A 25,712-nucleotide genomic window follows, 5' to 3' on the forward strand; every position below is an offset into this window, starting at 1 on the left:
AGGGATCGGAGCGGCCCATGGTCTCATCGAGCCTGCGCATTCACGAGTTGTGCAAGCGCTATGGCGACTTCGTCGCGCTGGCGCCGACCAGCCTCGATGTCGCGAAGGGCGAATTCCTCACGCTGCTCGGTCCGTCCGGCTCGGGCAAGACGACGCTGCTCAGCCTGATCGCGGGCCTCGCCCATCCCGACGAGGGACGGATCCTGATCGACGACGCCGACGTCACGCATAGCCCGGCCTATGACCGCGACATCGGCGTCGTGTTCCAGAACTACGCGCTGTTTCCTCACATGACGATCGAGGACAACATCGCCTTTCCCCTGAAGATGCGGAAAGTGCCGGATGCGGAAGCGCGCCGGCGCACCGCCGAGGCGCTGGAGACGGTGCGGCTGCCGCACGTTGCAAAGCGCCATCCGCGCGAGCTGTCCGGTGGTCAGCAGCAGCGCATCGCGCTGGCGCGCTGCATCGTCTATCGCCCCGCGATCATTCTGATGGACGAGCCGCTCGGTGCGCTCGACAAGAAGCTGCGCGACCAGATGCAGCTCGAGATCAAGCGCATCCATCGCGAGCTCGGCACCACGATCGTCTACGTCACCCACGACCAGGAAGAGGCGATGACCATGTCGGATCGCATTTGCCTGATGAATGCGGGTGCGATCGAGCAGCTCGGCACGCCCCAGGATCTTTACTTCCGGCCGCGCTCGCTGTTCGTTGCCGACTTCCTCGGCGAGTCCAATCTGCTCAGCGCTACCGTGCGCAGCGTCGACGGCGACGGGCTCGACATCGTCCTCGCCGAGCAGGCGGGGTCGTCGCGCGCGGTCGGCAACGGCAGCAGTTTCGCCGCTGGCGAGCCGATCAAGGTCATGGTTCGTCCGCAGAACCTCGTGGTCGGCGGGGAAGGCGGCCAGCTCAGCGGCCGGCTCGTGGACGTGATGATCAGCGGCAGCCTGACGCGGCTCTACATCGCTCCGGAGATGGCGGGCCTGCCGCAGCTCGTCGCAGCGCACCCGACCCGCAGCGGGTCGGCGCCCTACGAGATAGGACAGCGTCTGTCGCTCGGATGGAATGCGGTCGACGCCGTCGCCATCCGCGACGGGAAGGGGATCTGAGCTTGGCCGCCCTGCGCACGATATCGCGGAGGCTGGCCTGGACGCGGGCTGCGATGGGCGCGCCGCTCATCCTGCTGCTCGTGCTGTTCCTGGTCTATCCGGTCGGCCAGTTGCTGCTGCTCAGCGTCTACGGCGACAATGGCTTCACGCTTGCCCAATATCGCCAGCTCTTTGCCTCGTCGGTTTATCTCGACGTCCTGCTGATAACCCTGAAGATCTCGCTGGTCACCACGCTCGTCTGCATCGCGACGGGTTACCCGATCGCCTATCTGATCTCGATCGCCGGCAAGGACCGAAAGACGACGCTTCTGTTCTGGGTGCTGCTGTCGTTCTGGACCAGCTTCCTGGTCCGCGCGTTCGCCTGGATCGTGCTGCTCGGGCGCAACGGCGTCATCAACAAGATGCTGATCTCGCTCGGCATCATCTCCAGTCCTGCGAGCCTGCTCTACAATTTCGGCAGCGTCCTAGTCGGCATGGTGAATGCGCTGCTGCCGCTTGCCGTTCTGACCATGCTCTCCGTGATGGAGAACATCGATCGCACCTTGCCGCGCGCGGCCGCAACCCTCGGGGCGCGGCCGGGCATGGCGTTCTGGAAGATCTATTTCCCGCTGTCGCTGCCCGGCGTCGCCGCCGCCGGAATCATGGTGTTCGTCACCGCGATCGGCTTCTTCATCGTGCCGGCGCTGCTTGGCGGGCGCCGCGAGACCATGATCACGCAGCTCATCATCGACCAGGTCCAGCAGACCATGAATTGGGGCTTTGCCGGCGCGATTTCGGTGCTGCTGCTGCTCGTGGTCCTCATCGTCTTTGCGGCCTATGACCGACTGCTCGGCCTGTCGACCATGACCGGCGCATCCGCGCCTCGCAAGGCGGCGCCGTCGCGCTTGTTTGCCCCGGCGCAGAGGGTGGGAGATGCGCTCCTCACGCTGCTCGGCGCGATCTCGGACGGACTCCTCCGCGTGCTGCCGTCACGCCGTCGCGACCGCAATCCAGATCAGGCCGGCCTCGGCTTGCGGGCCTTCGTCTGGACCATGCTGCTCGTCATCAGCGCGCCGACCATTCTGATGATCCCGCTGTCGTTCGGCACCGGCGGCCTCAACTGGCCACCGCAGGGTTTCACCCTGCATTGGTACGAGACGGTGCTGAATTCGCCGGTCTGGACCCAGGCGCTGCTGCGCTCGCTGCTGGTCGGAATCGGCACTGGATTGCTGGCGATGCTGATCGGCACGCCGGCCGCGTTCCTGCTGGTGCGCAGCGACATTCCCGGCAAGGCGGCGTGGCTCGCCTTCATCCTGTCGCCGATCGTCGTGCCGCGCATGATCATCGCGGTCGGCCTGTTCTACGTCTTCGCGCGCATGGGCCTTGTCGGCAGCGCCTTCGGCCTCATTCTCGGCCATACCGTCGTCGCGGTGCCCTACGTGGTCATGACCATGATGGCCGTGCTGCGCAATTACGACACGCGGCTCGACCATGCCGCGCAGAGTCTCGGCGCGCGCCCGCTTGCCACGTTGCGCTACGTCACCTTCCCGATCCTCGGGGCCGGCATGATGTCGTCGTTCCTGTTCGCCTTCGCGACCTCGTTCGACGAGCTCACCATCGCGCTGTTTGCCACCGGCGGCTTGAACGCGACGTTGCCGAAGCAGTTCTGGGACGAGGTGACGCTTCAGGTCTCGCCCGCGATCGCCGCCGTCTCGACCTGCCTGTTCGTCTTCATGGGGCTTCTCATCTTCGTCGCCGAACGCCTGCGCCGGCGTGCTGCCGCGAGATAGCCGTCCCGCATCCCAACCAGAGGTTCTCAATCATGCTCACTGCCAATCGCCTCCGCGGCCTGTTCCCGGCCATTCCGACCCCGGTCAAGGCCGACGACACCATCGATGCCGGCGCGGTCTCGGCCATGTTCGCCTGGCTCAACAAGCAGGGCATCGATGGCGTGGTGCCGCTTGGCGGCACCGGCGAATATGGCGCGCTCGCGCGTGCCGAGCGGATCAAGATGGCTGGCCTGTCAGTGAAGGCGATGGCAGGCAAGGGCCCGGTCATCGCCGGCGTGCTCGACACCGGCTTCCACGATGCCTTGCAGGCCGGCCGTGAATTCGCAGCCGAAGGCGTGGACGGGCTCCTCGTTCTTACGCCATATTATACCAACCCGACTCAGGCGGGCATTCGCGACTATTTCCTGCGCTATGCCGATGCCTCGCCGGTGCCCGTCCTGATCTACGAGATTCCTTATCGCACCCGGATCGCGATCGAGCCCAAAATCCTGCATGAGCTGTCCAGGCATCCCAACATCATCGGCATGAAGGCCTGCAATCTCGACATGTACCATTTCCTCCAGGTCGTGGCCGGCGTCGACGAGAGCTTTGCGGTGCTGAGCGGCGAGGACAGCCTGTTCCCGCTGCATCTGGCGGCGGGCGCCAAGGGCGGCATCATCGTCACCGCGTGCCTGTTGCCGCGCGCCTGGCGCCAGATCTTCGAAACGGCGACGGCGGGCAAGACGGCGGAGGCGTTGAGCCTGCATCGCGGCCTGATTCCGCTGATGAACATGGCATTCGCCGAGACCAATCCGGGTCCGATGAAGGCGGTGATGGACATGGTCGGCGTCGAGGCGCCGCGCATGCTGGCGCCCCTGGTGCAGCCGGCGCCGGCGCTGGTCGCATCTCTCCGCGCCGAGCTCGGCCGGCAGCTGGCGATCTCGGAAGGCATCGCATGAAGGGATGGCAGCATGGCGCGTAGCAGCGGCGCGGGCGGCGGCCGGCCGGCGAAGGCAAAGGCCACCAAAGCCAGCACGAAGTCGGTGACGAAGACGACGGACAAGGCAGACGAGCCGCGCTCGTCGCTGTTCGTCGGCTCGACCGAGAAGGCGTTCCAGGTCCTGCATGCCTTCGACGGGCCGCAGCGCTACATGACGCTGGCCGACATTGCGCGCGCCGCCGATCTCGACCGCAGCGCCACCCAGCGCCTGGTATATACGCTGGAGACGCTCGGCTATCTCAAGCGCATCGAGGGTACGCGCAACTACGGCCTCACCTCGAAAGTGCTCCAGTTCTCGCACAGCTATCTCAAGGCCAACGATCTGATCGACCGCGCCTCGCCCTATCTGCTGGAGATCAGCCGCAATCTCGGCGAGACGACCAACCTGCACGAACTCGACGGCCACGAGGTCGTCTTCGTGGCGCGCTTTCCGGGCGCGCATCTCATCAACATCGACATCGTGATCGGCAGCCGGTTGCCGACCTTCTTCACGGCCTCGGGTACCGCAATCCTGTCGGCGCTGCCCGAAGAGGAGCGCCTTGCGCTGCTCGAACGGACGCCGCTCGAACCGCTGACGCCTTTCACCGTGACCGACCCAAAGGCGCTGCTGGAGCGCGTGCGTGTCGCCGCCCAACGCGGCTACGCCGTCATCATGAACGAGACCGTGATGGGCGACATTTCGGTCGCCGCTCCCATCATCGACGAGCACGGCCGCGCCGTTGCCGCGATCAACATCTCGGTGCCGACGACGCGCTGGACCAAGGAGCGTGCCGAGGCCGAGCTGGCGCAGCACGTCCACGTCGCCGCGACCTCGATTTCCAAATCGAAATTCAACCGCTACGCGGCCTGAGGCGGTTCTGGGCAGGAAAAAAGGCCGGGAGCGATCCCGGCCTTTTTCTTGTTGCGCTCACAATGACGAGCTCGTGGCACACGCGTCCCACATTCACGGTGTCATCGCCCGCGAAGGCGGGCGATCCAGGACGCCGCAGCTTCTCGGTTGAATCTCACTGCTGGTGGAGTACTGGATGCCCCGCCTTCGCGGGGCATGACAGTGTGCCCGCCGCTTACTCCGCCGGCTCGGCCGCCAGCGACGGATAGTCCGTATACCCCTTGGCGCCGCCGCCGTAGAACGTGTTCTTGTCCCAATCGTTCAGCGCCGCGCCCTGCTTCAGCCGCTCGACCAGGTCGGGGTTGGAGATGAACGGCTTGCCGAAGGCGATGAGGTCGGCCGCGTTCGCGTCCAGCACCTTGCTGGCGAGATCGAAGTCGTAGCCATTGTTGGCGACGTAGGCGCCACTGAAGCGCTTGCGCAGGGACGCATAGTCGAACGGGGCGACGTCGCGCGGCCCGCCGGTAGCGCCCTCGACGACGTGGAGATAAACCAGCTTCAGCGCGCTGAGGCCGTCGACGATGTGGTCGTACAGAGCCTGCGGGTTGGAATCCGAGATGTCGTTGGCGGGCGTCACCGGCGAGATGCGGATACCGGTGCGATCGGCGCCGGCTTCTGCCACGACGGCCTTGGAGACTTCCAGCATCAGCCGCGCGCGGTTCTCGATCGAGCCACCGTAAGCATCGGTGCGCTTGTTGGTACCGTCCTTGGCGAACTGCTCGAGCAGATAGCCGTTGGCGCCGTGGATCTCGACGCCGTCAAAGCCGGCCTCCAGCGCATTCTTCGTGGCGCGCTTGAAGTCGTCGATGATGCCGGGAATCTCGGAGAGCTCGAGCGCGCGCGGCTCGGAGACGTCGGCAAAGCCGCCGTTCACGAAGGTCTTGCCCTTGGCGCGGATCGCGCTCGGCGCCACGGGAGCAGCGCCATTCGCCTGCAGATCGACATGCGAGATGCGGCCGACATGCCAGAGCTGGATGAAGATCTTGCCGCCGCGCTCATGCACCTTGTCGGTGACCTTGCGCCATCCCGCGACCTGCTCCTTGGAGTAGATGCCGGGGGTGTCCTGGTAGCCCTGGCCCTGTTGCGAGACCTGGCTCGCCTCGGTGATCAGGAGGCCTGCGGAAGCGCGCTGGCTGTAATAATCGGCGGCGAGCGCACCGGGTACGAAGGTGCCGGGAACAGCGCGGTTGCGTGTCAGCGGCGCCATCACGAAACGGTTGGCCAGCGTGATCGGGCCGAGCTTGTAGGTCTCAAACAATTTGGTCGAACGGCTCATGGGAATGCTTCCAGGCGGTGAGAGGTCAGCAACACTTGTGCATCGCGATAACCCGCGCAAGGGAGGAGCCATACGGAAAGTGCAGGCGAGCTACGCGTGGGGCCTCGCGTAGCATAATTCATGTGCAATTTCGGCCACGACAGCAGAATCCCGCTGCCGCGGCCGTGCGATTGCGCAAATCAGGTTTGGCCCATGAAATCGCGCTTGCCGATCTCGACGCCGTTGTGACGCAGGATGCCGTGGGCGGTCGCGCAGTGGAAATAGAAGTTTGGCAGCGAGAACGCGCTCAGGAACTGCTGGCCCTTCAGGGTCGTGGTCTTATCGGGTCCGGTCGGGAAGGTGACGTCCTTGGCCTCGGCGCCCTCGAACTGCTCGGGCTTGAACGACTTCACGTAGTCGATGGTTTTCGCCAGCCGCTGCTTCAACTCTTCGAAGGTCTTTTCGGTGTCGGGATTGGAAGGCACTTCGCTGTGGGTCAGCCGCGCGCAGCCCTTGGTGGCGAAATCGCTGACGAGCTGGATCTGCTTCGACAGCGGCAGCATGTCCGGGAAGAGGCGGGAGCCGAGCAGCACGCTCGGGTCGATCTTTTTGGCCGCGCAATGCGCCTCGGCCTTGGTGAGCAGGCCGGTGAGGCTGTTCAGCATTTGCAAGTATGCGGGGACGACGGCGTCGTAGAAGGACATGTGATGCTCGCTTCAATGGTGGGAAATCTCAGGAGAAAACCTGAGCCACTCACATGGGAGCCTCATGGAAAAATACAATCGCGCAACGCCGCCTGTGCAGTGCGAAAATTCTATCGCTTCGCCACCCCGCTGTAATCGCCGCCCCACCCACAGTGTCATCGCCCGCGAAGGCGGGCGATCCAGTATTCCGAGACGGTTGTGATTGAATCGATAGGCCGCGGCGTACTGGATGCCCCGCCTTCGCGGGGCATGACCACGAGTTGAGTGCTTACCGCACCGTCGCCTGGGGCTGCGCCTGCGCCGTGCCGCCGCGCATCCGCGCCAGCAGCTCGGCGGTCGGCCAGGAATCCGCCGGCAGGCCGTATTTGATCTGCATCGCCTTCACCGCGGCGCGGCTCTGCTGGCCCAGCACGCCGTCGACCTTGCCGACATTGAAGCCGGCCTGAACCAGAAGCTGCTGCAATTGCTTGAGCTCGTTGAACGGCAGCTGCGCGACCGGCTGGGCGGGCTTTCGCATCGGCGCGGCACCGGCGATGCGCGAGGCGAGATAGCCCGCGGTGGTCGAATAGATCAGCGAGTTATTCCACTCGGTATAGGCCGCGAAATTCGCATAGGCCATGAAGGCCGGCCCGAAGCGTCCCATCGGCAGCAGCACGGAGGCTGCGAGATTGTCGTTCGGCAGCGGCCGTCCGTCGGGATAGGTGACGCCTAACTGCGCCCATTTCGAGCGCGGCTGCTGCACAGTGAGATCGGTCTGCTCCCAGGGCAGATTCTGCGGCACCTTGATCTCCTCCAGCCACGGCTCGCCGCGCCGCCACTTCAATCCGTTGGCGATGTAGTTCGCGGTCGAGCCGATCACGTCGGGGCCCGAGCGCAACAGATCGCGCCGGCCGTCGCCGTCATAGTCGACGGCGTAGTTGACGTAATGCACCGGCAGGAACTGCGTCTGCCCGAGCTCGCCGGCCCAGGAGCCGATCATCTCGTCGGGCGTGAGATCGCCGCGGTCGATGATCTTCAGCGCGGCGATGGTCTCGCCCACGAACATCTCCGAGCGGCGGCAGTCATAGGCCAGCGACACCAGCGATTTCAGCGTCGGCAGATTGCCCATGTTGGCGCCGAAGTCGCTCTCCAGGCCCCAGAACGCAGCGATCACCGCCGGCGGCACGCCATATTCCTTCTCGGCACGCGCGAATGCGGCGGCGTATTGCTTGATGTGCTGCTGCCCGTTCTGCATGCGATACGGTGCGGCCATGCGTCCGGCAAATTCGGTGAAGAGCTGGCCGAACACGCGCTGGCCGCGGTCGCGGTTGACGATGCCCTGGTCGTAGACGAGATAGGGCGAGGCCTCCGCGATCGTCCGCTGCGACACGCCGGCGGCGACGGCCTGTTGCTTCACCTCGGCGAGGAAGCGATCGAAGCTCGCTCCGTTATGGCACGAGGCCGCACGCGGCGAGGGTGCCTTCGGCGCTGCGGGCTTGGGCGCTGCGGGCGGCGACATGAACTGGGCGGAGGCGGGAAGAGAGAGCGAGAGCAGAGCGGCGGCCGCGATCGCAAATCGGGTCTTGAGCATGAGGGTTCCGGAAGGGGAGGAGACGCCAGGATTCTTGTCGAAGTTTAATGGAATGATCCAGGTCAAACCAGTGCCGCGGCTCCGCGACGCACCTTGAAACCTTGCATCCGGGCCGGGGTCATCCCCACCTCATGTCTGCCGGCCTGCTGGCGCCTCCTGCCCGCCCGCGGCCGGTTTGGGAGACGGCCATGAACTATCTTCGTACCGCAATGCTGCTCGCAGGCCTCACCGCCCTGTTCATGGGCGTGGGCTATCTGATCGGCGGTGCCACGGGCGCCATGATCGCGCTCGTCATCGCGGCTGCGACCAATGTCTTCACCTACTGGAACTCCGACCGCATGGTGCTCTCGATGTACGGGGCTCATCAGGTCGACCGCGCCAGCGCGCCGGAACTGGTCGGCCTCGTCGCCGAGCTCGCCGGCCGCGCCGGATTGCCGATGCCGCGCGTGTTCGTGATGGACGAGCCGCAGCCCAATGCGTTCGCGACCGGCCGCAATCCGGAAAATGCCGCCGTCGCCGTCACCGTCGGACTGATGAACCAGCTCAGCCGCGAGGAGCTCGCCGGCGTGATCGCGCACGAGCTTGCGCATATCAAGAACCACGACACGCTGCTGATGACGATCACTGCCACCATCGCCGGCGCGATCTCCATGCTGGCGCAGTTCGGCATGTTCTTCGGCGGCCACCGCGACAACAACAGCGGCCCCGGCATCGTCGGCTCGATCCTGATGATGATCCTGGCGCCGCTCGGCGCGATGCTGGTGCAGATGGCGATCAGCCGCACCCGCGAATACGCCGCGGACGATCTCGGCGCGCGCATCGCCGGGCAGCCGATGTGGCTGGCCTCGGCGCTGGTGAAGATCGAGGGCGCCGCGCACCAGGTCCCGAACTTCGAGGCCGAGCGCAACCCGGCGACCGCGCACATGTTCATCATCAATCCGCTGTCGGGCCACGGCGTGGACAATCTGTTCGCGACCCATCCCTCGACGCAGAACCGCATCGCCGCGCTCCAGCGGCTTGCGGCTCAGCTCGGCGCACATGCGGCGCCCTCGGTCGGCGCCAACGAGAATTATCCGCCGCAGGGCCCGTGGGGCCGCTCGTCCTCGCGCGGGCCTTCCAATGGTCCTGCTCGCGGCCCTTGGGGCTGATGGAACCGATCAGGAATTGCGTCTGGCTTTGTGACCTGGCGCACACAGAATGGCCCTGGCCGGTGTTAACACGCAGGCGAGCCACTTCCTTCGAAAGGGGATGCGTGGCCGGCCTGCCGCCGGTCACGGTCGAAGATGACCAGAACTGCCGTACCATTGCTGATCGTCCTTTGCGTGCTCATCGGGCTGTCCACGCACATGGTCGTCAATTGCGGCGACGAGGATGATTCCGACATCTGCTCGGCTGTGATCGGCTTCTCGCCGCTGCGTGGCTCGCTGATCGCCTTTGCCTATGAAGGGCGCGGCCGGATCGCGATGCGCCATGGCGACTTCCGGCGGGCGATCGCCGATTTCGACGAGGCCATCCACCTCAATCCCAACCGCGCCTCGCTCTATCGCGATCGCGCGCTGGCGCGCCGGCAGAACGGCGATCTCGCGCTCGCCATCGAGGATTATGACGAGGCGATCGCGCATGATCCCAAGCTTGCCGCGCCCTATCACCAGCGCGCCCTGGCGCTCGCCGCCACCGGCGACCTCGACCGCGCCATCCTGAGCTACAACACGGCGATCCGCCTCGACCCGTCGGATGCGCAGGCCCGCCTCGACCGCGGCCTTGCCTTCCTCGCCCGCGGCCAGGCCGACGACGCCCGCGCCGATTTCGAGGCCGCCCTCGCACTGCCCGCCGGCAAGGATGCCCGCACCCGCGAGGCCGCGCGGGCCAAGCTCGCCGAGCTCGCGAGCGCCGAGCCGGCCCAGGTGTCGGTGCCGAGAAGGTGAGGTCTCTATCCGCTAGTCCCGGAATCGTAGGGTGGGCAAAGGCGCACTTGCGCCGTGCCCACGATCTTTGCAATACGGCAACAGACGCGTGGGCACGCTTCGCTTTGCCCACCCTACGATGCTGAATGTGCGGGGCCACCTTCTCCCGCAAGGAGAGAAGGGAAGAACTCCGGCGCTACTTCGCCTTTTTCGCTTTCGCCTTCTTCGCCTTGGCCTTCGCAGGCTTGTCTTCCTTCGGCTTCTCCGCCTTCACCGCAACCGGCGTGCTCGCGGCAACCCGCATCGACCTGGCGTAGCTGTCGGCGACGTTGTCGGCGGACATCTGCAGGCGCCTCGCGGCAGCGGTGGCCTGCTCCATGGTGGCCTTGGCCATCATCTTGAAGCGCTCGCCGGTCTCCTTGCCCTTGGCCTTGGCCGCAAGGCCGTTGAAGCGATCCCGCCGCTCCTTGGCGCGGGTCATCAGGCCCGTATGCAGCTGTCTGGCCAGTTGCCGGATCACGACATCCAGGTCGGCGTCCGCCATGTTGTTCTATCCTCTTGAAAACAGTCTCGATGCGGGCGGGACTATGCAGATCGGGCCCCACCTTGGCAATTCCTCCCCACGCGTCATCCGCAGCTTCCGGTTAGCAAAACAAAAAAGCCGCGCTGTTGGCGCGGCTTTTGGGGTGTCTGAGGCAGACGCCTTATTTCAGCGAGGCGACCGGGCCGCTCGTGGCTGCCGGATCGGGATCGAAGCCGAACACGCCGACCAGATATTTGTAATAGTCCGGCATCTTCTCCTTGAGCGCCTCGCGCGACTTCGGGTCGTGGAATTCGCTTTTTCCCGCCAGGAAGATGCTGCCGGTCACGGCGAAGAATTCCATGGGATTCTTCATCGCATAGGATTCCTTGGGCAGGAGGTCCTTGGTCTTGGCCAGCGCATAATAGAGGATCACGCCCTTGTTGGCGTAGCCGTCCGGCAAGAGCCGGGCGTGATAGGCGTGCAGCAACTCGTGCAGCAACACAGCCTCCTTCTCGTAGCGCATCATGTCCGGTCGCAGCATGATGACGCCGAGGCCCGAATCGACCGCGAGGTCGACGGCGTTGGGATTGGTCCAGCGCTGCTTGTCATGGTCCCACACCGTCAGCGTCCGCGGCGCGCTGCGCTGGATGTCCGGGGTGACGCGGCCGTAGCAGGCGGTCGCGGCGCCCTCGTCGAGACAGGCGAGCTCGCTCGCGACGATCGGGACGGTGCGGAAGAAGCGCAGCACGCGCGGCGACAGGCCGGATGCTTCGACGACGTCGATCTGCTGCTTCACATTCTCGGTGAGCTTCTCGACGTCCTTGCGCTCGGAATTCTCCGTGAGGTCGAACATGTAGCCGCGGTAGCTCTCGAAGCCGGGCGGCAGCGGCTGCGCTGCGCCAGCGGCATCGAGCGAGCCGGCATGGGACGGATTGGCGAAAAGCGCGCCGACAATGGTTGCGGACAGCAGCAACGCAATGCGCATGATGAACCCCCTGATGTCACTTCGCCCGGCAGGATAGGCCACCGTTGTTTGCGAAAAGTGAGTGGGGCAACACTAAGGCACCGATGTTGAGGCGTGCTTAACCGCTGGTTGCAGATCGCGGCAGCTGATTAGGGCGGGGTTAACCAAGGCCGATACTGCGGGCGCAGGCTGTCATCCGTCACCCTGAGGTGGCCGCTTCTTCAGCGGCCCTCGAAGCGCGACGGCCCGGCTGCCGCATCGGGGCCGTGCATCCTTCGAGGCTCCCCCTGCGGTGCTCCGCACCGCAGGCCTCGCACCTTCAGCGACAACGGCTTCGCCGTTGCGCGGAGATGACGGGGCTGGCTGTCAGGTGTAGGTTGACGTTACCAAGCTTCAGACAGCCGGAAGGGAGGATGCCATGTATGCCGCCATCCGTCAGGCCAAGGCGAAAAGCGGGAGCGCGGAAGAACTGGCGCGCCGCATCAAGGACGGCGCCGTTCCGATCATCAGCGACGTCGACGGTTTCCGCGCCTATTACGTCGTCTATGCCGGCGACGACACGGTGACCGCGATCTCGATCTTCGACAAGTTCGAGCAGGCCGAGGAAGCGAACAGGCGCGCCATCGCCTGGATCGAGAAGGATCTGGGCCCGCTGCTGGCGGGGCATGCGAGTGCCGCCGCCGGGCCGGTGATCGTGCATACGCTGGCGTGAGGCGGGTCAGTCACGCCTCATTTTCCACTGTCATGCCCCGCGAAGGCGGGGCATCCAGTACTCCGCGGCGTCTCGGTTCAATCACAGCCGCTGCGGCGTACTGGATCGCCCGCCTTCGCGGGCGATGACAGCGGTGGGTGTAGCGGATGCCTTCCGCCAAACGCGAAGCAATGCCCGCGCGATTCCTGCCCTCACAACTCCCGCGCATTCGAGAACGCGAACGAACTCACCCGTCTGGTCGTCTCGTCCAAAATCAGCGTGCGCGTGATCGGCGGCTCGGCGCGCTGGGCGCAGTTTTCGCGCTCGCAGAGGCGGCAGTTGACGCCGATCGGCGTGCCCTCGGTCTTCTCGAGGTCCAGGCCGGCGGCGTAAGTGAGGCGCGCGGCGTGGCGGATCTCGCAGCCGAGGCCGATGGCAAAGCGCGGCTGCGGCAGCGGATGGGGTGCCACCGGCCGGCGCACCATCTGCGCAATCGAGAAATAACGCGTGCCGTCGGGAAGCTCGATCACCTGCTTGAGCAGGCGATCCGGCGTGTCGAAGGTCGAGTGCACGTTCCACAGGGGGCAAGTGCCGCCGAACTTCGAGAACGGGAATGTGCCGGACGAGAAGCGCTTGGAGACGTTGCCGGCATTGTCGACGCGCAAGAGGAAGAACGGAATGCCGCGCGCGTTCGGCCGCTGCAGCGTGGTGAGGCGGTGGCAGACCTGCTCGAAGCCGGAATTGAAGCGCTGCGCCAGCACGTGGATATCGTAGTTGAGCGCTTCGGCCGCCGCGAGGAACGCCGGGTAGGGCATCATCACGGCCGCCGCGAAGTAGTTGCCCAGCGTGATCCGGAACAGCCGGCGCGGCGCGTCGTCGAGCGGGCCGGCACGGCCGATGATGGTCTCAAGGGCTTGCGTGCATTCGCCAAGGCCGAGCTGGAAGGCGAGCTGGAACGCGCGGCCGGGCGGATCGACCAACTCCGAGATCAAGAGCTGGCGGCGGTGGCGGTCGAATCGCCGCAGCGTCTCGCGCATTACGTCCACAGGCATGATGCGGGTCTGGATCGAATGCTTTTCGCGCAAGCGCGCGGCGAGCGCGGCGTAGAGCCCTTCGGCCGGCACGTTCAATTCGTCGCGCAGCGTCTCCGCAGCCTGCTCCAGCTCCGGAAAATAATTGCGGTTGGCCTCGATCAGCTCGCGCACGCGCTCGACCGGATTGGCCTCGAAGCGCGTGCCGACGTCGCGGTCGGCCATCTGTGCGGCCGCCAGCGTCTCGCCCTGGCGCGCCTCGGTATAGGCCGCATAGAGCCGCTGCAGCGCGTGGGTGACGCCGGGGCAGAGCTCGGCGAGATCCCGCAGCTCCTGCTTGGGAACGTCGATCTGGCGGAACAGGGGATCGGAAAAAATCTCGTTCAGCTCGGCGAAGAAGCGGTCCTCGTCAGCGGTGGCGAGGTCGCGTAGGTCGAGATCATAGGTCTCGGCCAGCCGCAGCAGGATCTGCGCCGTCACCGGGCGCTGGTTGCGCTCGATCAGGTTGACGTAGCTCGGCGAGATCCCGAGCCCCTCGGCGATCTGGGTCTGCGACAGCCCCAATTGCTGCCTGATCCTCCGGAACCGCGGCCCGACGAACAGTTTCTTCCCGGATTCGGCGGGCATTTCTCAGGTCTCCATGCACGAAGGTCAGTTTTGTTGACCTATATTTACAAAATTTACAAAATAACATCTATTACATGTTCTGATGTTACATGACATCACCATTCGAATACAAGGCCTCTGTACGAACTTCCCTTTCTCGCGTTTAGCTCATGACACGCATTTCGCAATGCACTGTCAAAAATGTCGATGGCGAACCGAAGGCTCCGTCATCATCGAGAAGGATCAGGCACATGAATTACCAGCCCCGCGGCATTAGCGCTCTCGAGCGTCCGGCGTCCTATCAGAGCGAGATCGAGGCAGCCCAGGCGCTGCTTCAGACCAAGCCGACCTGGAACGGGGTGACGGCCGAGGCCGTCGCGCGCATGCGCCTGCAGAACCGCTTCAAGACCGGTCTCGACGTCGCCCGCTACACCGCGGCGCTGATGCGCGCCGACATGGCGGCCTATGACAAGGATCCGACCAAGTACACCCAGTCGCTGGGCTGCTGGCACGGCTTCATCGCCCAGCAGAAGCTGATCTCGGTCAAGAAGCATTTCGGCGGCAAGACCGATCGCACCTACCTCTATCTCTCCGGCTGGATGATCGCGGCGCTGCGCTCCGAGTTCGGCCCGCTGCCCGACCAGTCGATGCACGAGAAGACCTCTGTGCCGGCGCTGATCGAGGAGCTCTACACCTTTCTGCGTCAGGCGGATTCGCGCGAGCTCAACGACATCTTCCGCCTGCTCGACAAGGCGCGCAAGGAAGGCGACAAGACCCGTGAGAAGGAGCTGATCGAGAAGATCGACAACTTCCAGACCCACGTCGTGCCCGTCATCGCGGACATCGATGCCGGCTTCGGCAACGCGGAGGCGACCTATCTGCTCGCCAAGAAGATGATCGAGGCGGGAGCCTGCGCGCTCCAGATCGAGAACCAGGTTTCCGACGAGAAGCAGTGCGGCCACCAGGACGGCAAGGTCACCGTGCCGCACGACGTCTTTCTCGCCAAGATCCGCGCCTGCCGCCACGCCTTCCTCGAGCTCGGCGTCGAAGACGGCATCGTCGTGACCCGCACCGACTCGCTCGGCGCCGGCCTGACGCAGCAGATCGCCGTCAGCCACAAGCCCGGCGACATCGGCGACCAGTACAACAGCTTCCTCGACTGCGAGGAAATCACCGCTGAGAACGCCCGCAACGGCGACGTCATCATCAACCGCAACGGCAAGATGATGCGTCCGAAGCGGCTGCCCTCGAACCTCTACCAGTTCCGCCCGGGCACCGGTGCCGACCGCTGCGTGCTCGATTGCATCACCTCGCTGCAGAACGGCGCCGACCTGCTCTGGATCGAGACCGAGAAGCCGCATATCGAGCAGATCGCCAGCATGGTCGACCGCATCCGCAAGGTGGTGCCGAACGCCAAGCTCGCCTACAACAACTCGCCGTCGTTCAACTGGACCCTCAACTTCCGTTGGCAGGTCTACGACGCGATGAAGGAAGCGGGCCAGGACGTCAGCAAGTACAACCGTGCCGAGCTGATGAAGGCGGAGTACGACGACACCCCGCTGGCGAAGGAAGCCGACGAGCGCATCCGCACCTTCCAGGCGGATTCGGCCAAGCGCGCCGGCATCTTCCACCACCTGATCACGCTGCCGACCTATCACACGGCCGCGCTCTCGACCGACAATCTCGCCCGCGAGTATTTCGGCGAACAGGGCATGCTGGGCTACGTCAAGAACGTCCAGCGCGCCGAGATCCGTCAGGGCATCGCCTGCGTGAAGCACCAGAACATGGCCGGCTCCGACATCGGCGACGACCACAAGGAGTACTTCGCGGGTGAGGCCGCCCTCAAGGCGGGCGGCGCCCACAACACGATGAACCAGTTCGGCTAACGCACCACGCGCTTCGAGAGGAGACTGACAATGACCAAAGGCAGCAATTTCTGGGTGATCGGCGGCGAGTTCGGCTCGATGAACTTCCACAAGCTCGTGGAAGGTTCGGCCCAGGTCAAAGGCCCCTTCAAGACCCGCAAGGAAGCCGAGGACTGCTGGCGCGAGGTCTCGGAAGAGAGCCGCCACAAGGCCGGCGTCCGCTTCTCGATCGTGGAAGAGCCCTCGCGCGTCTCGGCCTAAAGCATGATCCGGAAAAGTGCGAAGCGGTTTTCCGGAAAGATCATGCGTAAACAACAACCTGAAGCGCGATGACGATTCATCCAAATCTCAGCGCTTAAGAGCCCGGCCGCCAAGCTGAATTAAGAAGACGTCCAAGGACGGATGGTCCCATCCAGGCTCTGCCTGGGTGGGATCGTCTGTTTTTGGCACAATCAGTCTGCTGTGGGCGCCGTAAGTATCTGGAATTGTGGACCCTTTGCGGACGGTTTGGTTGCTGATAGGTTAACGTCAGCAATTCAGGACGAGGCCGACAATGTCAGAGCCCGAGACCAGCGTGACCCATCCCAGCCAGCCGCGCCCGGTGCGGCTGCGCGATGCGCTGCTGCGTGCGCGGATCGAGGCCGCCGACCGGACCGGCGTCGTCGTCGACCTCCGCGACGCGGAGGTGGCGCGGCTGGAGATCCTCAACGACGCGCTCGATCCACTGTTTGCGCAGGTGCCCGATCAGATCGACCTGTTCGACCGCGGCATCAGTCAGGGCGAGACGCCCAGGCTCTGGATCGACGTGGTCGCGCACATCATGATGGGGCGCGACAAGCGGCAGTACCGCTTCGTCCAGGACACGCGCTTCGGCCGCATCGTGCTCGCCGAATCGCACGACACCGCCGTGATCGTCGAGGCCGTCACCGACTATGTCGCGCGCCGCATGATCGAGCGCGAGCGCGCGATGGTGGTCCCGCCCGAGCCGGTGCCCGAGGTCGCGGAGATGTCGCGGCGGCCTTCGCGCGTCTGGCCGTTCGTGTTCGGCTTCATCCTCGGCGCCGCCGCGCTGTTCGGCCTCGCCGTGGTGGCGGTCTTGCGGAGCTGGTGAGGACGCACGCGCGAGCGCGCAAATCTCTCAGTTCGTCATTCCGGGATGCGTGCGAAGCACGCAGGCCCGGAATCCATAACCACTATCGTGAGTATGGATTCCGGGCTCGCGCTTACGCGCGCCCCGGAATGACTGTGACCTCAAATCAACCTCGCATGCTTGACCTGCTGGATCTGAAACCCAGCCCCGAGGCCCCGCACCGTCTGCTCGCAGCGCCAGCCGGCATTGTCCCTCTCGATCGTGAAGAGATTATACGCCGCCGCCGGATAGCGCCCGTGCGCGAGCGCGGAGGCCGAGGGCACGCCGAGCGCGGGAATGTTGCCGTTGGGGCCTTCGAACCACATCGTCGAATGAATGTGGTCGTGCCCGTGCAGAATCAGCTCGACGCCGTGGCGCTTCACGAGCGCGAGCAACTCGGCCGAATCGGTCATTCGCTTCTGGCGTGCGGCCGACTTCAGCGGATGATGCACCAGCAACACGCGGAAGACGTCTTCGGCCGCGAGCCGTTCGAGCACCTCCGCGAGCGCGGCGAGCTGATCGCCCCCGAGCGTGCCGGTCGCCATCAACGGCAAGGTCGGCACCGCCGTCGACAGGCTGATCAGCGCGAGCGGCCCGCGCCGGCGCACGTTCGGAAAGCCGATGCGGCCGTCGTCGCCGGCAAGATAGGGCGCAAAGGTCTCGCCGAAGCGATGAAAGGTGGCGCGGACATAGGCGTCGTGATTGCCGGGAATCGTGGTGACGCGGTCGGGCGGCCCGACATCATCGAGCCAAGCGCGGGCAGGCGCGAACTCGGCTTCCAGTGCGAGGTTGACGAGATCGCCCGTCACCGCGATGTGGTCGGGCGCCTGCGCCTTCATGTCGGCGACGATGGCGTCGAGCACCTCGCGGCGCTGGTATTTGTGGCGGTTGCGCGTCCAGTTGACGTAACCGAGCACGCGCTTGCCCGCGAGCTCGACCAGCCGCGGCTTCGGCAATGGCGGCAGATGCGGGTCGGAGAGGTGGGCGAGCGTGAAGGGGGCCAGCGTGTTGTAAGTCATGGCGCGCGATTGCCTCGCTATTCGTCCGCTGTAATGGCAAGGTCGCGGCCAGCGCGCAAGCCAAGCCTGGCAATCAAGCCTGACAAGCAAATCCTGAAGCGGAGCGTCAAAGAAGCCTGATGGGAGAACCTCTCGACCGGATGCGACGGAAATTCGAGCCGCTGCTGCGGCACGTCTTCCACACCTATTTCCTGTTCGTCCGCGGCATGACCCTCGGCGTCCGCGCCGTGGTGCTGGATGCCGACAACAGGGTGTTCCTGGTCAGGCACAGCTATGTCAGCGGCTGGTATCTGCCCGGCGGCGGCGTCGACTATGGCGAGACCATGGAGCAGGCGATGCGGCGCGAGCTCAAGGAGGAGGGGGACATCGATCTCACCGGAGAGGCCGTGCTGCACGGCATCTTCCTCAACAGCCACATCTCCCGCCGCGACCATGTCGCGGTCTATGTCGTCAGGCAGTTCAGGCAGGACCGTCTGCCCGAGCCCAATCACGAGATCGCCGAATGCGGCTTCTTCGCGATCTCGGCACTGCCCGAGGGCACCACGCCCGGCACGCGGCTGCGGCTTGCCGAAGTGCTGGATGGCAGGCCGCTGATCACGACGTGGCATTAAGCTGATTCTGCGCTAGGCAATTTGGCGATAACCCGCTCGACGGCCGGGCCGGCTGCCTTCTTCGCCTGCAGCTCCAGCGCGAGCAGGCTCTGCTCCTGGATCAGCGCGCAGTTCTGCCGCTCCAGCCGGTGCAGCCGCGCCGTCATGTTGTGCATGAACGCGAACACCACCAGGAACAGCGCGCCGAACATCACGACGAACGGGAACACGACGCCGGTCAGGTGGCTGAGGAGATAGGCGAGACTTGGAAACAGCGCGAAGCCCGCGGGGATGATCGCGACCATGGACAGCATCAGGAAGTCGTAGAGATCGAACTTGCCTTGCAGCGTCTTCTTCAGCAGCACCAGCATGTAGACCAGCGCGAAGACGGAGATGACGACGACTGTCTCGATGCTCGGAAGGACGTTTGTCACGGCCGCCTCCTCAATCTGTTCGATGAAATCGTGAAGTCGCAAATCGAAAACGAACGCGTCATGGCGATCTCGTGAGGCGCGCGAGCAGGATGTAGCCGAGGACGCGGATCATGTAGCTTGCCGATTTCAGCCCGTCGATCGAGCTGGCGCCGGCCTCCCGCGCCCGCATCTCGACTGCGACCTCGTTGACCGTGAGGCCGGCGCGCATCGCCCAGGCCAGCGAGATCGGCTCCGGAAAATCCGTCGGATAGGCTTTTGCGAAGAAGGCGATGGCGGCGCGGTCGAGCAGCCGCATGCCGCTGGTCGGATCGGTGATGCGGCCGCCGGTGCTGAAGAGGCTGTTGAGCGCGAGCACGATCAGCCTGATGCCGGCGCGGCGCATCCGCGTCGAGCAGAAGCCGGCATGGTCGATGAAGCGGCTTCCGATGGTGATGCTGGCGGGGTCCTTGCGATAGGCGTTCAGCAGCGTCTCGATCGCGCGCGGATCGTGCTGTCCGTCGCCGTCGATCTGGATGCAGAAATCGAAGTTCTGACGCGCGGCATATTTGATGCCGGTCTGCACGGCACCGCCGATGCCGAGATTCTGAGCGAGGCGGGCGACCGGCGAGTGACGGCTTGCGACCGCGGAGGTTGCATCCGTTGAGCCGTCGTCGACGACCAGCGTGTGGTAGCAGCGGCCGGTCGCGGCGATCTCGTTCAGGAGACCGCCGATCGAGGCCTCCTCGTTGAAGCAGGGGATGATGAGCAGGATTCGCGCTGCGCCAGCACCGCTGCGGCACGTGTCGGTTGAACCGACGCCCAAGCCCAAGCCCAAACCCATGCCGATGTCGGCCACGTCCGCCTCACCCCCAAAATCCCCACTCTTGCTATACTTGCCGGTGCTTTTCCTGTACAGGCGGCAGAGCCCTTTTCAAGCTGTGGCGGCTCGCCCGGCAGGCATCCATGAGAGCTGTTAGAGTATTTTTTTCGCTTTTGTTTCTGGCAATTCTGGCCAGCAATGTTCGGGCGATCTCGCACTGGAGCGAGAGCCGTGGCGTCTATGACGACATCTGCTATCTCCGGCAGGCGCATCTCTTCCAGCGTTTCGGCTGGACCGGCATCGATACCAGTCTCGCCCACGAAACCGACGGCTATCTCGCGGGCAAGTTGCGTAGCATCGATTTTCCGAATTGGAACGAGCCGACCCGGGCGCCCTGCCACACCGAGACCGCCGACGGCAGCAAATGGGTGATGACGCCGCCGCCGGGCACGGGTTTTGTGCTGGCGCTGTTTCCGGAAGGGTTCCAGGTCATTCCGCTCTATGTGCTGGCCAATGTCATCATCGCCGGCTTTGCGCTGTATGGACTATGGCGGGCGCGAGAGCCCGGGTCCTTGACGCTTGCAGCAGTGTTCGGCGCGCTCGCGATCTACTTCATGATCAATCCGACCAAGGCGAGCTATTCGATGGCGCCGACCATGGTCGTCTGCGCGTTGACAGGTCTGTTGACTGCAAGACTGTTCATTGGCGACAGAAGGCGTCTGCTGATGATCGCCATCGTCGGTCTTCTGCTCAGCCTGTCCGTGAGCTTCCGGATCGCCAACATCGTTCTTGCGGCCGGCTATTTCCTGTTCTTCGGCGTGTCGTTCCTGGTCTGGCGCACCCGCGAGAGCTTCGTGTCGGGCCTTGCGCTGGGTCTTGCATTCCTCGTCGGGCTGCTGCCGGTGTTCGCCGCGAACCTCGTCAATTCGGGTCATCCGCTGGTCTCGGCCTATGGCGGCCAGGATACCGCGGCACCATATCTCGATCCCGCGGTGCTGGCCGCCTATCTCCGCGACCCGCAGTTCCCGTTGATGGTGGTCGCCTGTGCCGGCACCGCGCTGCTGTGGCGTTTCGGTGACCATGCGGGCGTCAGGCAACTCGCGTTGCTCGTCGCCGGAAACCTGGCGCTGAATCTGGCATTCTTCGCCACGCATCCGGTCTTCACGCAGTATTACATCATCCCGATCCTGATGCTGTCCCTGTGGACGCTGCTGTTCGCCGCCGTCCTCACCCGCGGGCCGGCGCGGGGATTTATCGCCCAGAAGTCCGATGGACCGCGGCCGCGCGAGATGTTATCCCGCATCCCGCATTGACGCGTTTTCCGAACGCGAACAGGTCCACTTCGCTCGAAGACGCATGCCGACATGAATGATCTCTCGCTCTCCATCCTTCCAGAAGCTGCCGGCGACGCCCAGGCCATCGAGCGGCTGCATGAGCGCACTTTCGGCCCCGGCCGTTTCGTGCTCAGCGCCTATCGCATCCGCGAGCATGTCGATCATCTGCTCGACGTCTCCTTCACCGCGCGCATCGGCACGCTGCTGGTCGGCTCGGTCAGGCAGTTGCCGATCCTGATCGGCGAGACCAAGGCGCTGATGCTCGGGCCGCTCACCGTCGAGCCGCCGTTCCGCGACCGCGGCATCGGCCGTCAGTTGATGGAGCGCGCGTTGAAGGACGCGAAGGAGAAAGGCCACGCCATCGTGCTGCTGGTCGGCGACGAGGCCTATTACAGCCGCGTCGGCTTCAAGCCGGTGCCGAAGGGCCGCGTCATCATGCCGGGCCCGGTCGATGCCGCCCGCGTCCTGGTGTACGAGCTGGTTGAAGGTGCGTTCGAGGGCGTGTCGGGGACGGTCGTGCCCGATTGGAGCAAGGCGCGGGGGTAGCGGTGCGGGTCGAAAGGAATGTGTTCGCTACTGCTTGTTGCGATTTTTGCTCGCACCTCTGAGCGGCGGGGGCGATGACAGCGCACTCGCCGTCTCCGTCATCTGGATGCAGGTAAGTAGATCGACATAGCTCTGGGATCCCGCTGATACCGCCTCGCCCTCGCAGGCATCACGGACAGTGGACTTGGTCGTCGCCCACACCGTGCCGAGCTGTTGCTGGGCTGCCGTCTCGTCTAGCTCTCCATCTCTAAAACTGTCCCGGCTGCGCCGGCGGAGCCGGCCAATCAGACCTGACATTGTTGGGAGCGGCGCGATCGAACAGATCCTGTCGCAACACAAAGCCGCGTGCTGCCGAAGGGGCATCGAGCGCAAATGGCACCTTGGGTCTGGTTGTGCCGATCGTATTCTTCGGTGAAGCATGAGCTGCCGTTCCGGCAGATGCGGTGTCGGTCGTTGCGAGAGCGGCAACAGCAAGAATGAGGACGTACGATGCATTTGAGAACATATGAATTCTCCTGCAATCAAATCCACGTCCTGGGCAGAGGGCCACGGCATCTCGTGAAAGAGGTTGATTCAGATCAATATCGACGGACGCAGAAAATGCTCCCAGCGCGCCTCGCACCAGGCTCTCGGCGGTCCGCAGCGCTGGCCGGTCGCGATGCCGCAGAAGCGCAGTTTCGTACTTCGACTGTCTAGCCTCGTAGCCCGGATGGAGCGTAGCGCAATCCGGGAAGCGTTTTGCTGCAGAGGTGCTGTCCCGGATTTCGCTTCGCTCCATCCAGGCTACAGCGCTCGCAATGACCTAGAACTTGAAGTTCGCGAACGCCCGGACGCCGATGCCGGGCATCAACACTTCGTCCTTGGTGTAGGACACCGAGTTGCGGATGCTCTCGTTGAGGAGATTGTTGCCGGTGATGCCCGCCATCATCTCGCGCGCACCGAACCAGTTGGGGGCGAGCTTGGTCTTGTAGCTCACCTCGGCCCTTAGCAGGTTGTAGCCGGGCGTCGGCGTCTCCGCGATCGCGGCGATGTTGTTCTGCGCGAAGGCGTGCAGCAGGTTGACCCGCATCAGCCAGTTGTCGTCGCGCCAGAACACGCCGCCGCCCATGCGCAAGGGCGGAATGCGCGGCACGTTGGTGCCGTCGGTGAAGGTGGCGCGGACCACGTCGAGCTGGTTCTCGATGCCCCAGATGCCGCCCTGGAACGCGCCGACATCGAGCTGCGACTGGAATTCGCCGCCGCGGAAATTCGCATTGCGCTGCGAATAGACCGCCTGGTTCAGCTCGGCGCCGGGCGCACCGCACGAGGCAAAATCGTCGTCGCACATCACGCCGGTGAGGCGGCGATAGATGAAATTGTCGAAATGCGTGTAGTAGACGGTGGCTTCGAAGCGGAACGGCCCCGTCGCCTTGCGCACGCCGACCTCGATCGACTTCGCGGTCTCGATCTTCAGGTTCGGATTGCCGATGTCGAACGTCGCGGTTGCATCATGAGCGCCGCGCGAGAACAGCTCGGCCGGCTTCGGCGCGCGCTCGACATATTGCGCGGTGATGCTGCCGACCATGCCGCCCGGCAGGTCCTGCAACAGGCCGATGCTGCCGCTCTTCGGCGTGAACGACGGATTGCGCGCGATTGCCACCTGCGGCGTGCCGTCGGGCAGGTAGTCGGCCGGGAAATTCGGCGTCGTGCCGTGCAGCTCGACATGCTCGATGCGGCCGGCGATCTGGGCTCGCGTCGCATCCGTGAACTTGAACTCGTTGAAGGCGTAACCGGCGACGCGCGTGTTGTTGTTGGGGTCCCACAAGCCGTTGAACAGCGTGCCGGGATTGTCGGGGCTCGGTGCGGTCAATTCCTGGTGTCCGACCTGGAAGCCCAGTGCCGTCGTCACCTCGGCGAAGCGCGCGTTGAACGGCATCAGCTGCACCTCGGTGCGGATCTCCTGCTCCTTGTTGGTGAAGGTCTGCCGCACACCGTCGGTGTTGGGATCGGCGGGATCGGCGAGGCCTATCTCGTTGTGTCGATAATCCGTGGCGCCAGCCCAGAAGCGGATAGTGTCGATCGCGGTGGCATCGGGCCGGTACTCGCCCTTGACGTTGATCTTGGTCTGGTGACCGTCGATCCGCGTGTTGTGGTCGGCGCCGTCGATGCCGGGGATGTAGTAGAGCGAGTCGTTCTGCGTGATTGCCGCGCCGATATAGCCGCCCTGGAAGAAGTAGGAGCCGCCGATCGAGGCGCCGTCCGACCGCGTCGCCGAGTTGGGCTGGCGGCCGTTGGTAATGATGCGCGTCTGGTCGGTCAGGTAGGGATAGCTCGGAATGCCGTAGTCCGTGGTGCTGCGGCCATAGGCGTCGGCATGGAAGGCAAAATTGCCGCCGCCGGTGTCGAGCAGCACACCGCTTTCGACGCCGCGATCGACCGAGCTGAAGGCGCTGCGGGTCTCGGCGGTGACGCAGGGCGAGGTTCCGGCGGTTGCGAGCGGCGCCTTGGTCGGCAGGCCGTAGCTCTGGAACGAGGGAGCGCAGGACGGCAGCGCATCCGGAATCCGGTTGTTGGTAGCGCTGACGACGCCGCCGATCGAGGTCGAGCCGTAGCGCAGCGCGGCCGGCCCGCGCACCACCTCGACCTGGTTGGTCGCGAGCGGATCGATCGGAACGAAATGGTCCTCGCCGAGATCGGAGGCGCCGCCCGAATTGGTGCCGTTCTCGACGATGCCGACGCGGTTGACGTCGAGACCCCGGATGATCGGCCGGCTGGAGGCGCCGGGCGCAAAGCTGGAGCCGGTGATGCCTGGCTTGGAGAACAGGAGATCGCCGAGCTGGCCGCCGCCCTCGCGGCGGATCTCCTCGTTCGGTACCACGGTGACGGTGGCGAACTGGTTGGTCACGATAGGCAGCACGCCCTGCTGGGGCGCGGCAGTCGGCGGTGCTGCCGGCGCGGCCTCGGCCGTGCGTTCGCGGCTTCGCTCCCGAGCGGTTCGTGTGGCGCGGCCGGGGGTGCGGGACGGCACCACCGCTCTGCGCACGATCGGGCTCGGGGCCGTCACGGTGACGGACGGAAGCTCGGTGGCCACCGGCTTGTCCTGGGCCAGCGCCGGGGTGGCGGCGGCACCGAGCAGGAGCAGGCTCGCTCCGCCGAGGCGCTGCGCGCGTCGCAATTCAAATGACATGGTCCTGATTCCAGTCAGGCGCCGTCCGCGTGATGGTGTGCTGATCGGAGGCGGCCTGCCGTCGCGGCGCGACGGAATTCGACTTCAACGGCTCCCAGGCGATCGCCTGAAAGCGGCGAGCCCGGGTGTGATCAAGCGATGTTGGAAGTCAGGACGCGGGAGGGGCGCGCGGCTGGAACGCCGTGCGGGCCGATTCCAGATGGGTGAATTCGGCGTCGAGGGCGCGGTAGAGCAGCTCGGTCGCCTGCGGCAGCTGCAACAGAGGCGGCGTCGCAAACACGACGGTGCCCGCCATCGCGACCACGGCGCAGATCGCGCAATTGTCCTCGCCCGGCTGTTCGCGGTCGGGGCTTCCAGGCGATTGCTTCTGGACAGCAGTGCGGTCGCTCGAAGCGACAGCCTTGCCGCTGTCGGTCTGCTGAAGCGAGGCTGCCGCAAGCGGCGCGGCCTGCGCGAACCAATGGCTGTGGCCGAAGGTCAGCGCGAGCTGCACCAGCATCGCGAACAACGCGAGCCGGGCGCCGTGCCTGATATTCGACCGGAACCACTTCATCTGCAGACGCCACCCCGCATCGCGCGGCGCCGATTGCAGGCGGTCGCGATGTTATAATGTAACATCGCCTGATCAGTGAGGGGATGTCAACGGTGAGCGGAGCCGCGCACGCAGGCGGCCGGCCCGATGTGTCGTTCGGGCAACTCTAGTGCGATGAGAAGATGAACTCGAATCGAGTTGGGCCAACAGCGTTGCTCTCTCCGTTCCCTCCCCCCTTGTGGGGGAGGGGCAGGGAGAGGGGTGCCGCACGGGGACTCTTTCCGTCGCGCACCCACACGCGACG

The 25,712-nt window shown here is 65.0% G+C and carries 25 protein-coding genes; 13 read left to right on the forward strand and 12 right to left on the reverse strand.

Annotated features, from left to right (window positions below):
* The first annotated feature begins 17 nt into the window (after window positions 1-17).
* From WN72_RS11875 to WN72_RS11890, 4 genes are read left to right on the forward strand one after another with little or no spacing between them, the layout of a single operon-like run.
* Entirely contained in the window at window positions 18-1,109 is a 1,092-nt protein-coding gene (locus WN72_RS11875) for an ABC transporter ATP-binding protein (RefSeq protein WP_092218168.1), read from the forward strand.
* A gap of 2 nt (window positions 1,110-1,111) precedes the next feature.
* Window positions 1,112-2,878 (forward strand): ABC transporter permease subunit, encoded by a 1,767-nt coding sequence (locus WN72_RS11880; protein WP_244553878.1) that lies wholly within the window; start codon window positions 1,112-1,114, stop codon window positions 2,876-2,878.
* A gap of 32 nt (window positions 2,879-2,910) precedes the next feature.
* Window positions 2,911-3,816 carry a 4-hydroxy-tetrahydrodipicolinate synthase gene (dapA, locus tag WN72_RS11885; RefSeq protein ID WP_027564319.1) on the forward strand — a complete coding sequence of 302 codons (906 nt, stop codon included), beginning with the start codon at window positions 2,911-2,913 and terminating at the stop codon, window positions 3,814-3,816.
* Between the two features lie 12 nt (window positions 3,817-3,828).
* Window positions 3,829-4,707 carry an IclR family transcriptional regulator gene (locus WN72_RS11890; protein ID WP_027564320.1) on the forward strand — a complete coding sequence of 293 codons (879 nt, stop codon included), beginning with the start codon at window positions 3,829-3,831 and terminating at the stop codon, window positions 4,705-4,707.
* 214 nt (window positions 4,708-4,921) lie between these two features.
* Here the strand turns inward: WN72_RS11890 and WN72_RS11895 are convergent, their stop codons facing one another.
* From WN72_RS11895 to WN72_RS11905, 3 genes are all read right to left on the reverse strand, one after another.
* Entirely contained in the window at window positions 4,922-6,022 is a 1,101-nt protein-coding gene (locus tag WN72_RS11895; RefSeq protein WP_027564321.1) for an alkene reductase, read from the reverse strand.
* Window positions 6,023-6,201: 179 nt separating this feature from the next.
* The gene (locus tag WN72_RS11900) at window positions 6,202-6,705 is read right to left on the reverse strand and encodes a DUF1993 domain-containing protein (RefSeq protein ID WP_027564322.1); all 504 of its coding nucleotides are present in this window, start codon (window positions 6,703-6,705) and stop codon (window positions 6,202-6,204) included.
* A gap of 268 nt (window positions 6,706-6,973) precedes the next feature.
* Complete coding sequence (locus WN72_RS11905; protein WP_092218123.1) at window positions 6,974-8,275, reverse strand: lytic murein transglycosylase; 1,302 nt, start codon at window positions 8,273-8,275, stop codon at window positions 6,974-6,976.
* A 188-nt stretch (window positions 8,276-8,463) separates the two neighbouring features.
* Here WN72_RS11905 and htpX point away from each other — a divergent pair, with 188 nt between their 5' ends.
* Window positions 8,464-9,423, forward strand: a complete 960-nt coding sequence (htpX, locus tag WN72_RS11910) for a zinc metalloprotease HtpX (protein ID WP_027564324.1) — start codon at window positions 8,464-8,466, stop codon at window positions 9,421-9,423.
* Window positions 9,424-9,558: 135 nt separating this feature from the next.
* On the forward strand, window positions 9,559-10,200 hold the full coding sequence (locus WN72_RS11915) for a tetratricopeptide repeat protein (RefSeq protein ID WP_027564325.1): 642 nt from the start codon (window positions 9,559-9,561) through the stop codon (window positions 10,198-10,200).
* 175 nt (window positions 10,201-10,375) lie between these two features.
* On the opposite strand, the gene WN72_RS11920 is transcribed toward WN72_RS11915, so the two are convergent.
* Window positions 10,376-10,723, reverse strand: a complete 348-nt coding sequence (locus tag WN72_RS11920; RefSeq protein WP_092218122.1) for a hypothetical protein — start codon at window positions 10,721-10,723, stop codon at window positions 10,376-10,378.
* Between the two features lie 160 nt (window positions 10,724-10,883).
* Window positions 10,884-11,687, reverse strand: coding sequence for a hypothetical protein (locus WN72_RS11925; protein ID WP_167381033.1), 804 nt, complete (start codon window positions 11,685-11,687; stop codon window positions 10,884-10,886).
* Window positions 11,688-12,084: 397 nt separating this feature from the next.
* On the opposite strand from WN72_RS11925, the gene WN72_RS11930 reads away from it, so the two are divergent.
* Window positions 12,085-12,378 carry an antibiotic biosynthesis monooxygenase gene (locus tag WN72_RS11930; protein ID WP_014497428.1) on the forward strand — a complete coding sequence of 98 codons (294 nt, stop codon included), beginning with the start codon at window positions 12,085-12,087 and terminating at the stop codon, window positions 12,376-12,378.
* A gap of 191 nt (window positions 12,379-12,569) precedes the next feature.
* On the opposite strand, the gene WN72_RS11935 is transcribed toward WN72_RS11930, so the two are convergent.
* Window positions 12,570-14,015 (reverse strand): helix-turn-helix domain-containing protein, encoded by a 1,446-nt coding sequence (locus WN72_RS11935; protein ID WP_027564328.1) that lies wholly within the window; start codon window positions 14,013-14,015, stop codon window positions 12,570-12,572.
* A 230-nt stretch (window positions 14,016-14,245) separates the two neighbouring features.
* Between WN72_RS11935 and WN72_RS11940 the strand changes: the two genes are divergently transcribed.
* The 3 genes from WN72_RS11940 (at window position 14,246) to WN72_RS11950 (ending at window position 16,970) form a co-directional block, all read left to right on the forward strand.
* Window positions 14,246-15,880: an isocitrate lyase gene (locus WN72_RS11940; RefSeq protein WP_027564329.1), complete on the forward strand. Its 1,635-nt coding sequence runs from the start codon at window positions 14,246-14,248 to the stop codon at window positions 15,878-15,880.
* Window positions 15,881-15,910: 30 nt separating this feature from the next.
* Window positions 15,911-16,120, forward strand: coding sequence for a DUF4170 domain-containing protein (locus tag WN72_RS11945; RefSeq protein WP_008560963.1), 210 nt, complete (start codon window positions 15,911-15,913; stop codon window positions 16,118-16,120).
* A gap of 292 nt (window positions 16,121-16,412) precedes the next feature.
* On the forward strand, window positions 16,413-16,970 hold the full coding sequence (locus WN72_RS11950) for a hypothetical protein (protein WP_092218120.1): 558 nt from the start codon (window positions 16,413-16,415) through the stop codon (window positions 16,968-16,970).
* 140 nt (window positions 16,971-17,110) lie between these two features.
* On the opposite strand, the gene WN72_RS11955 is transcribed toward WN72_RS11950, so the two are convergent.
* Entirely contained in the window at window positions 17,111-17,992 is an 882-nt protein-coding gene (locus tag WN72_RS11955; protein WP_092218166.1) for a metallophosphoesterase family protein, read from the reverse strand.
* Window positions 17,993-18,126: 134 nt separating this feature from the next.
* On the opposite strand from WN72_RS11955, the gene WN72_RS11960 reads away from it, so the two are divergent.
* A complete protein-coding gene (locus tag WN72_RS11960) occupies window positions 18,127-18,618 on the forward strand; it encodes an NUDIX domain-containing protein (protein ID WP_092218119.1) in 492 nt (163 codons plus the stop codon).
* Here WN72_RS11960 and WN72_RS11965 read toward each other — a convergent pair.
* Complete coding sequence (locus WN72_RS11965) at window positions 18,615-19,031, reverse strand: DUF2304 domain-containing protein (protein WP_092218165.1); 417 nt, start codon at window positions 19,029-19,031, stop codon at window positions 18,615-18,617. The genes WN72_RS11960 and WN72_RS11965 overlap by 4 nt on opposite strands.
* A gap of 58 nt (window positions 19,032-19,089) precedes the next feature.
* Window positions 19,090-19,866, reverse strand: coding sequence for a glycosyltransferase family 2 protein (locus WN72_RS11970; protein WP_092218118.1), 777 nt, complete (start codon window positions 19,864-19,866; stop codon window positions 19,090-19,092).
* Between the two features lie 107 nt (window positions 19,867-19,973).
* Here WN72_RS11970 and WN72_RS11975 point away from each other — a divergent pair, with 107 nt between their 5' ends.
* Both WN72_RS11975 and WN72_RS11980 read left to right on the forward strand, forming a co-directional pair.
* Window positions 19,974-21,143: a hypothetical protein gene (locus WN72_RS11975; RefSeq protein ID WP_027564334.1), complete on the forward strand. Its 1,170-nt coding sequence runs from the start codon at window positions 19,974-19,976 to the stop codon at window positions 21,141-21,143.
* Window positions 21,144-21,194: 51 nt separating this feature from the next.
* Window positions 21,195-21,710: a GNAT family N-acetyltransferase gene (locus WN72_RS11980; protein ID WP_027564335.1), complete on the forward strand. Its 516-nt coding sequence runs from the start codon at window positions 21,195-21,197 to the stop codon at window positions 21,708-21,710.
* Window positions 21,711-21,957: 247 nt separating this feature from the next.
* On the opposite strand, the gene WN72_RS11985 is transcribed toward WN72_RS11980, so the two are convergent.
* The 3 genes from WN72_RS11985 to WN72_RS11995 all read right to left on the reverse strand — a co-directional run bounded on the left by WN72_RS11985 (window position 21,958) and on the right by WN72_RS11995 (window position 25,429).
* The gene (locus WN72_RS11985; RefSeq protein ID WP_167381032.1) at window positions 21,958-22,215 is read right to left on the reverse strand and encodes a hypothetical protein; all 258 of its coding nucleotides are present in this window, start codon (window positions 22,213-22,215) and stop codon (window positions 21,958-21,960) included.
* Between the two features lie 297 nt (window positions 22,216-22,512).
* Window positions 22,513-24,876, reverse strand: a complete 2,364-nt coding sequence (locus WN72_RS11990; protein ID WP_092218117.1) for a TonB-dependent receptor — start codon at window positions 24,874-24,876, stop codon at window positions 22,513-22,515.
* A gap of 148 nt (window positions 24,877-25,024) precedes the next feature.
* A complete protein-coding gene (locus tag WN72_RS11995) occupies window positions 25,025-25,429 on the reverse strand; it encodes a DUF2946 domain-containing protein (protein ID WP_092218116.1) in 405 nt (134 codons plus the stop codon).
* Window positions 25,430-25,712: the final 283 nt, after the last annotated feature.

It is taken from the genome of Bradyrhizobium arachidis, from assembly GCF_015291705.1.
GTDB classification, from domain to species: domain Bacteria; phylum Pseudomonadota; class Alphaproteobacteria; order Rhizobiales; family Xanthobacteraceae; genus Bradyrhizobium; species Bradyrhizobium arachidis.

Bases quoted from the DNA above. Each gene is read 5' to 3' on its own strand.
- WN72_RS11995 (WP_092218116.1), bottom strand. From the start codon at position 25,429: ATGAAGTGGTTCCGGTCGAATATCAGGCACGGCGCCCGGCTCGCGTTG.
- WN72_RS11920 (WP_092218122.1), bottom strand. From the start codon at position 10,723: ATGGCGGACGCCGACCTGGATGTCGTGATCCGGCAACTGGCCAGACAG.
- WN72_RS11935 (WP_027564328.1), bottom strand. From the start codon at position 14,015: ATGCCCGCCGAATCCGGGAAGAAACTGTTCGTCGGGCCGCGGTTCCGG.
- WN72_RS11975 (WP_027564334.1), top strand. From the start codon at position 19,974: ATGAGAGCTGTTAGAGTATTTTTTTCGCTTTTGTTTCTGGCAATTCTG.
- WN72_RS11985 (WP_167381032.1), bottom strand. From the start codon at position 22,215: ATGTTCTCAAATGCATCGTACGTCCTCATTCTTGCTGTTGCCGCTCTC.
- WN72_RS11950 (WP_092218120.1), top strand. From the start codon at position 16,413: ATGTCAGAGCCCGAGACCAGCGTGACCCATCCCAGCCAGCCGCGCCCG.
- WN72_RS11960 (WP_092218119.1), top strand. From the start codon at position 18,127: ATGGGAGAACCTCTCGACCGGATGCGACGGAAATTCGAGCCGCTGCTG.
- WN72_RS11945 (WP_008560963.1), top strand. From the start codon at position 15,911: ATGACCAAAGGCAGCAATTTCTGGGTGATCGGCGGCGAGTTCGGCTCG.
- WN72_RS11940 (WP_027564329.1), top strand. From the start codon at position 14,246: ATGAATTACCAGCCCCGCGGCATTAGCGCTCTCGAGCGTCCGGCGTCC.
- WN72_RS11930 (WP_014497428.1), top strand. From the start codon at position 12,085: ATGTATGCCGCCATCCGTCAGGCCAAGGCGAAAAGCGGGAGCGCGGAA.
- WN72_RS11905 (WP_092218123.1), bottom strand. From the start codon at position 8,275: ATGCTCAAGACCCGATTTGCGATCGCGGCCGCCGCTCTGCTCTCGCTC.
- WN72_RS11890 (WP_027564320.1), top strand. From the start codon at position 3,829: ATGGCGCGTAGCAGCGGCGCGGGCGGCGGCCGGCCGGCGAAGGCAAAG.
- WN72_RS11990 (WP_092218117.1), bottom strand. From the start codon at position 24,876: ATGTCATTTGAATTGCGACGCGCGCAGCGCCTCGGCGGAGCGAGCCTG.
- WN72_RS11875 (WP_092218168.1), top strand. From the start codon at position 18: ATGGTCTCATCGAGCCTGCGCATTCACGAGTTGTGCAAGCGCTATGGC.
- WN72_RS11895 (WP_027564321.1), bottom strand. From the start codon at position 6,022: ATGAGCCGTTCGACCAAATTGTTTGAGACCTACAAGCTCGGCCCGATC.
- WN72_RS11980 (WP_027564335.1), top strand. From the start codon at position 21,195: ATGAATGATCTCTCGCTCTCCATCCTTCCAGAAGCTGCCGGCGACGCC.
- WN72_RS11925 (WP_167381033.1), bottom strand. From the start codon at position 11,687: ATGCGCATTGCGTTGCTGCTGTCCGCAACCATTGTCGGCGCGCTTTTC.
- WN72_RS11900 (WP_027564322.1), bottom strand. From the start codon at position 6,705: ATGTCCTTCTACGACGCCGTCGTCCCCGCATACTTGCAAATGCTGAAC.
- WN72_RS11915 (WP_027564325.1), top strand. From the start codon at position 9,559: ATGACCAGAACTGCCGTACCATTGCTGATCGTCCTTTGCGTGCTCATC.
- dapA (WP_027564319.1), top strand. From the start codon at position 2,911: ATGCTCACTGCCAATCGCCTCCGCGGCCTGTTCCCGGCCATTCCGACC.
- htpX (WP_027564324.1), top strand. From the start codon at position 8,464: ATGAACTATCTTCGTACCGCAATGCTGCTCGCAGGCCTCACCGCCCTG.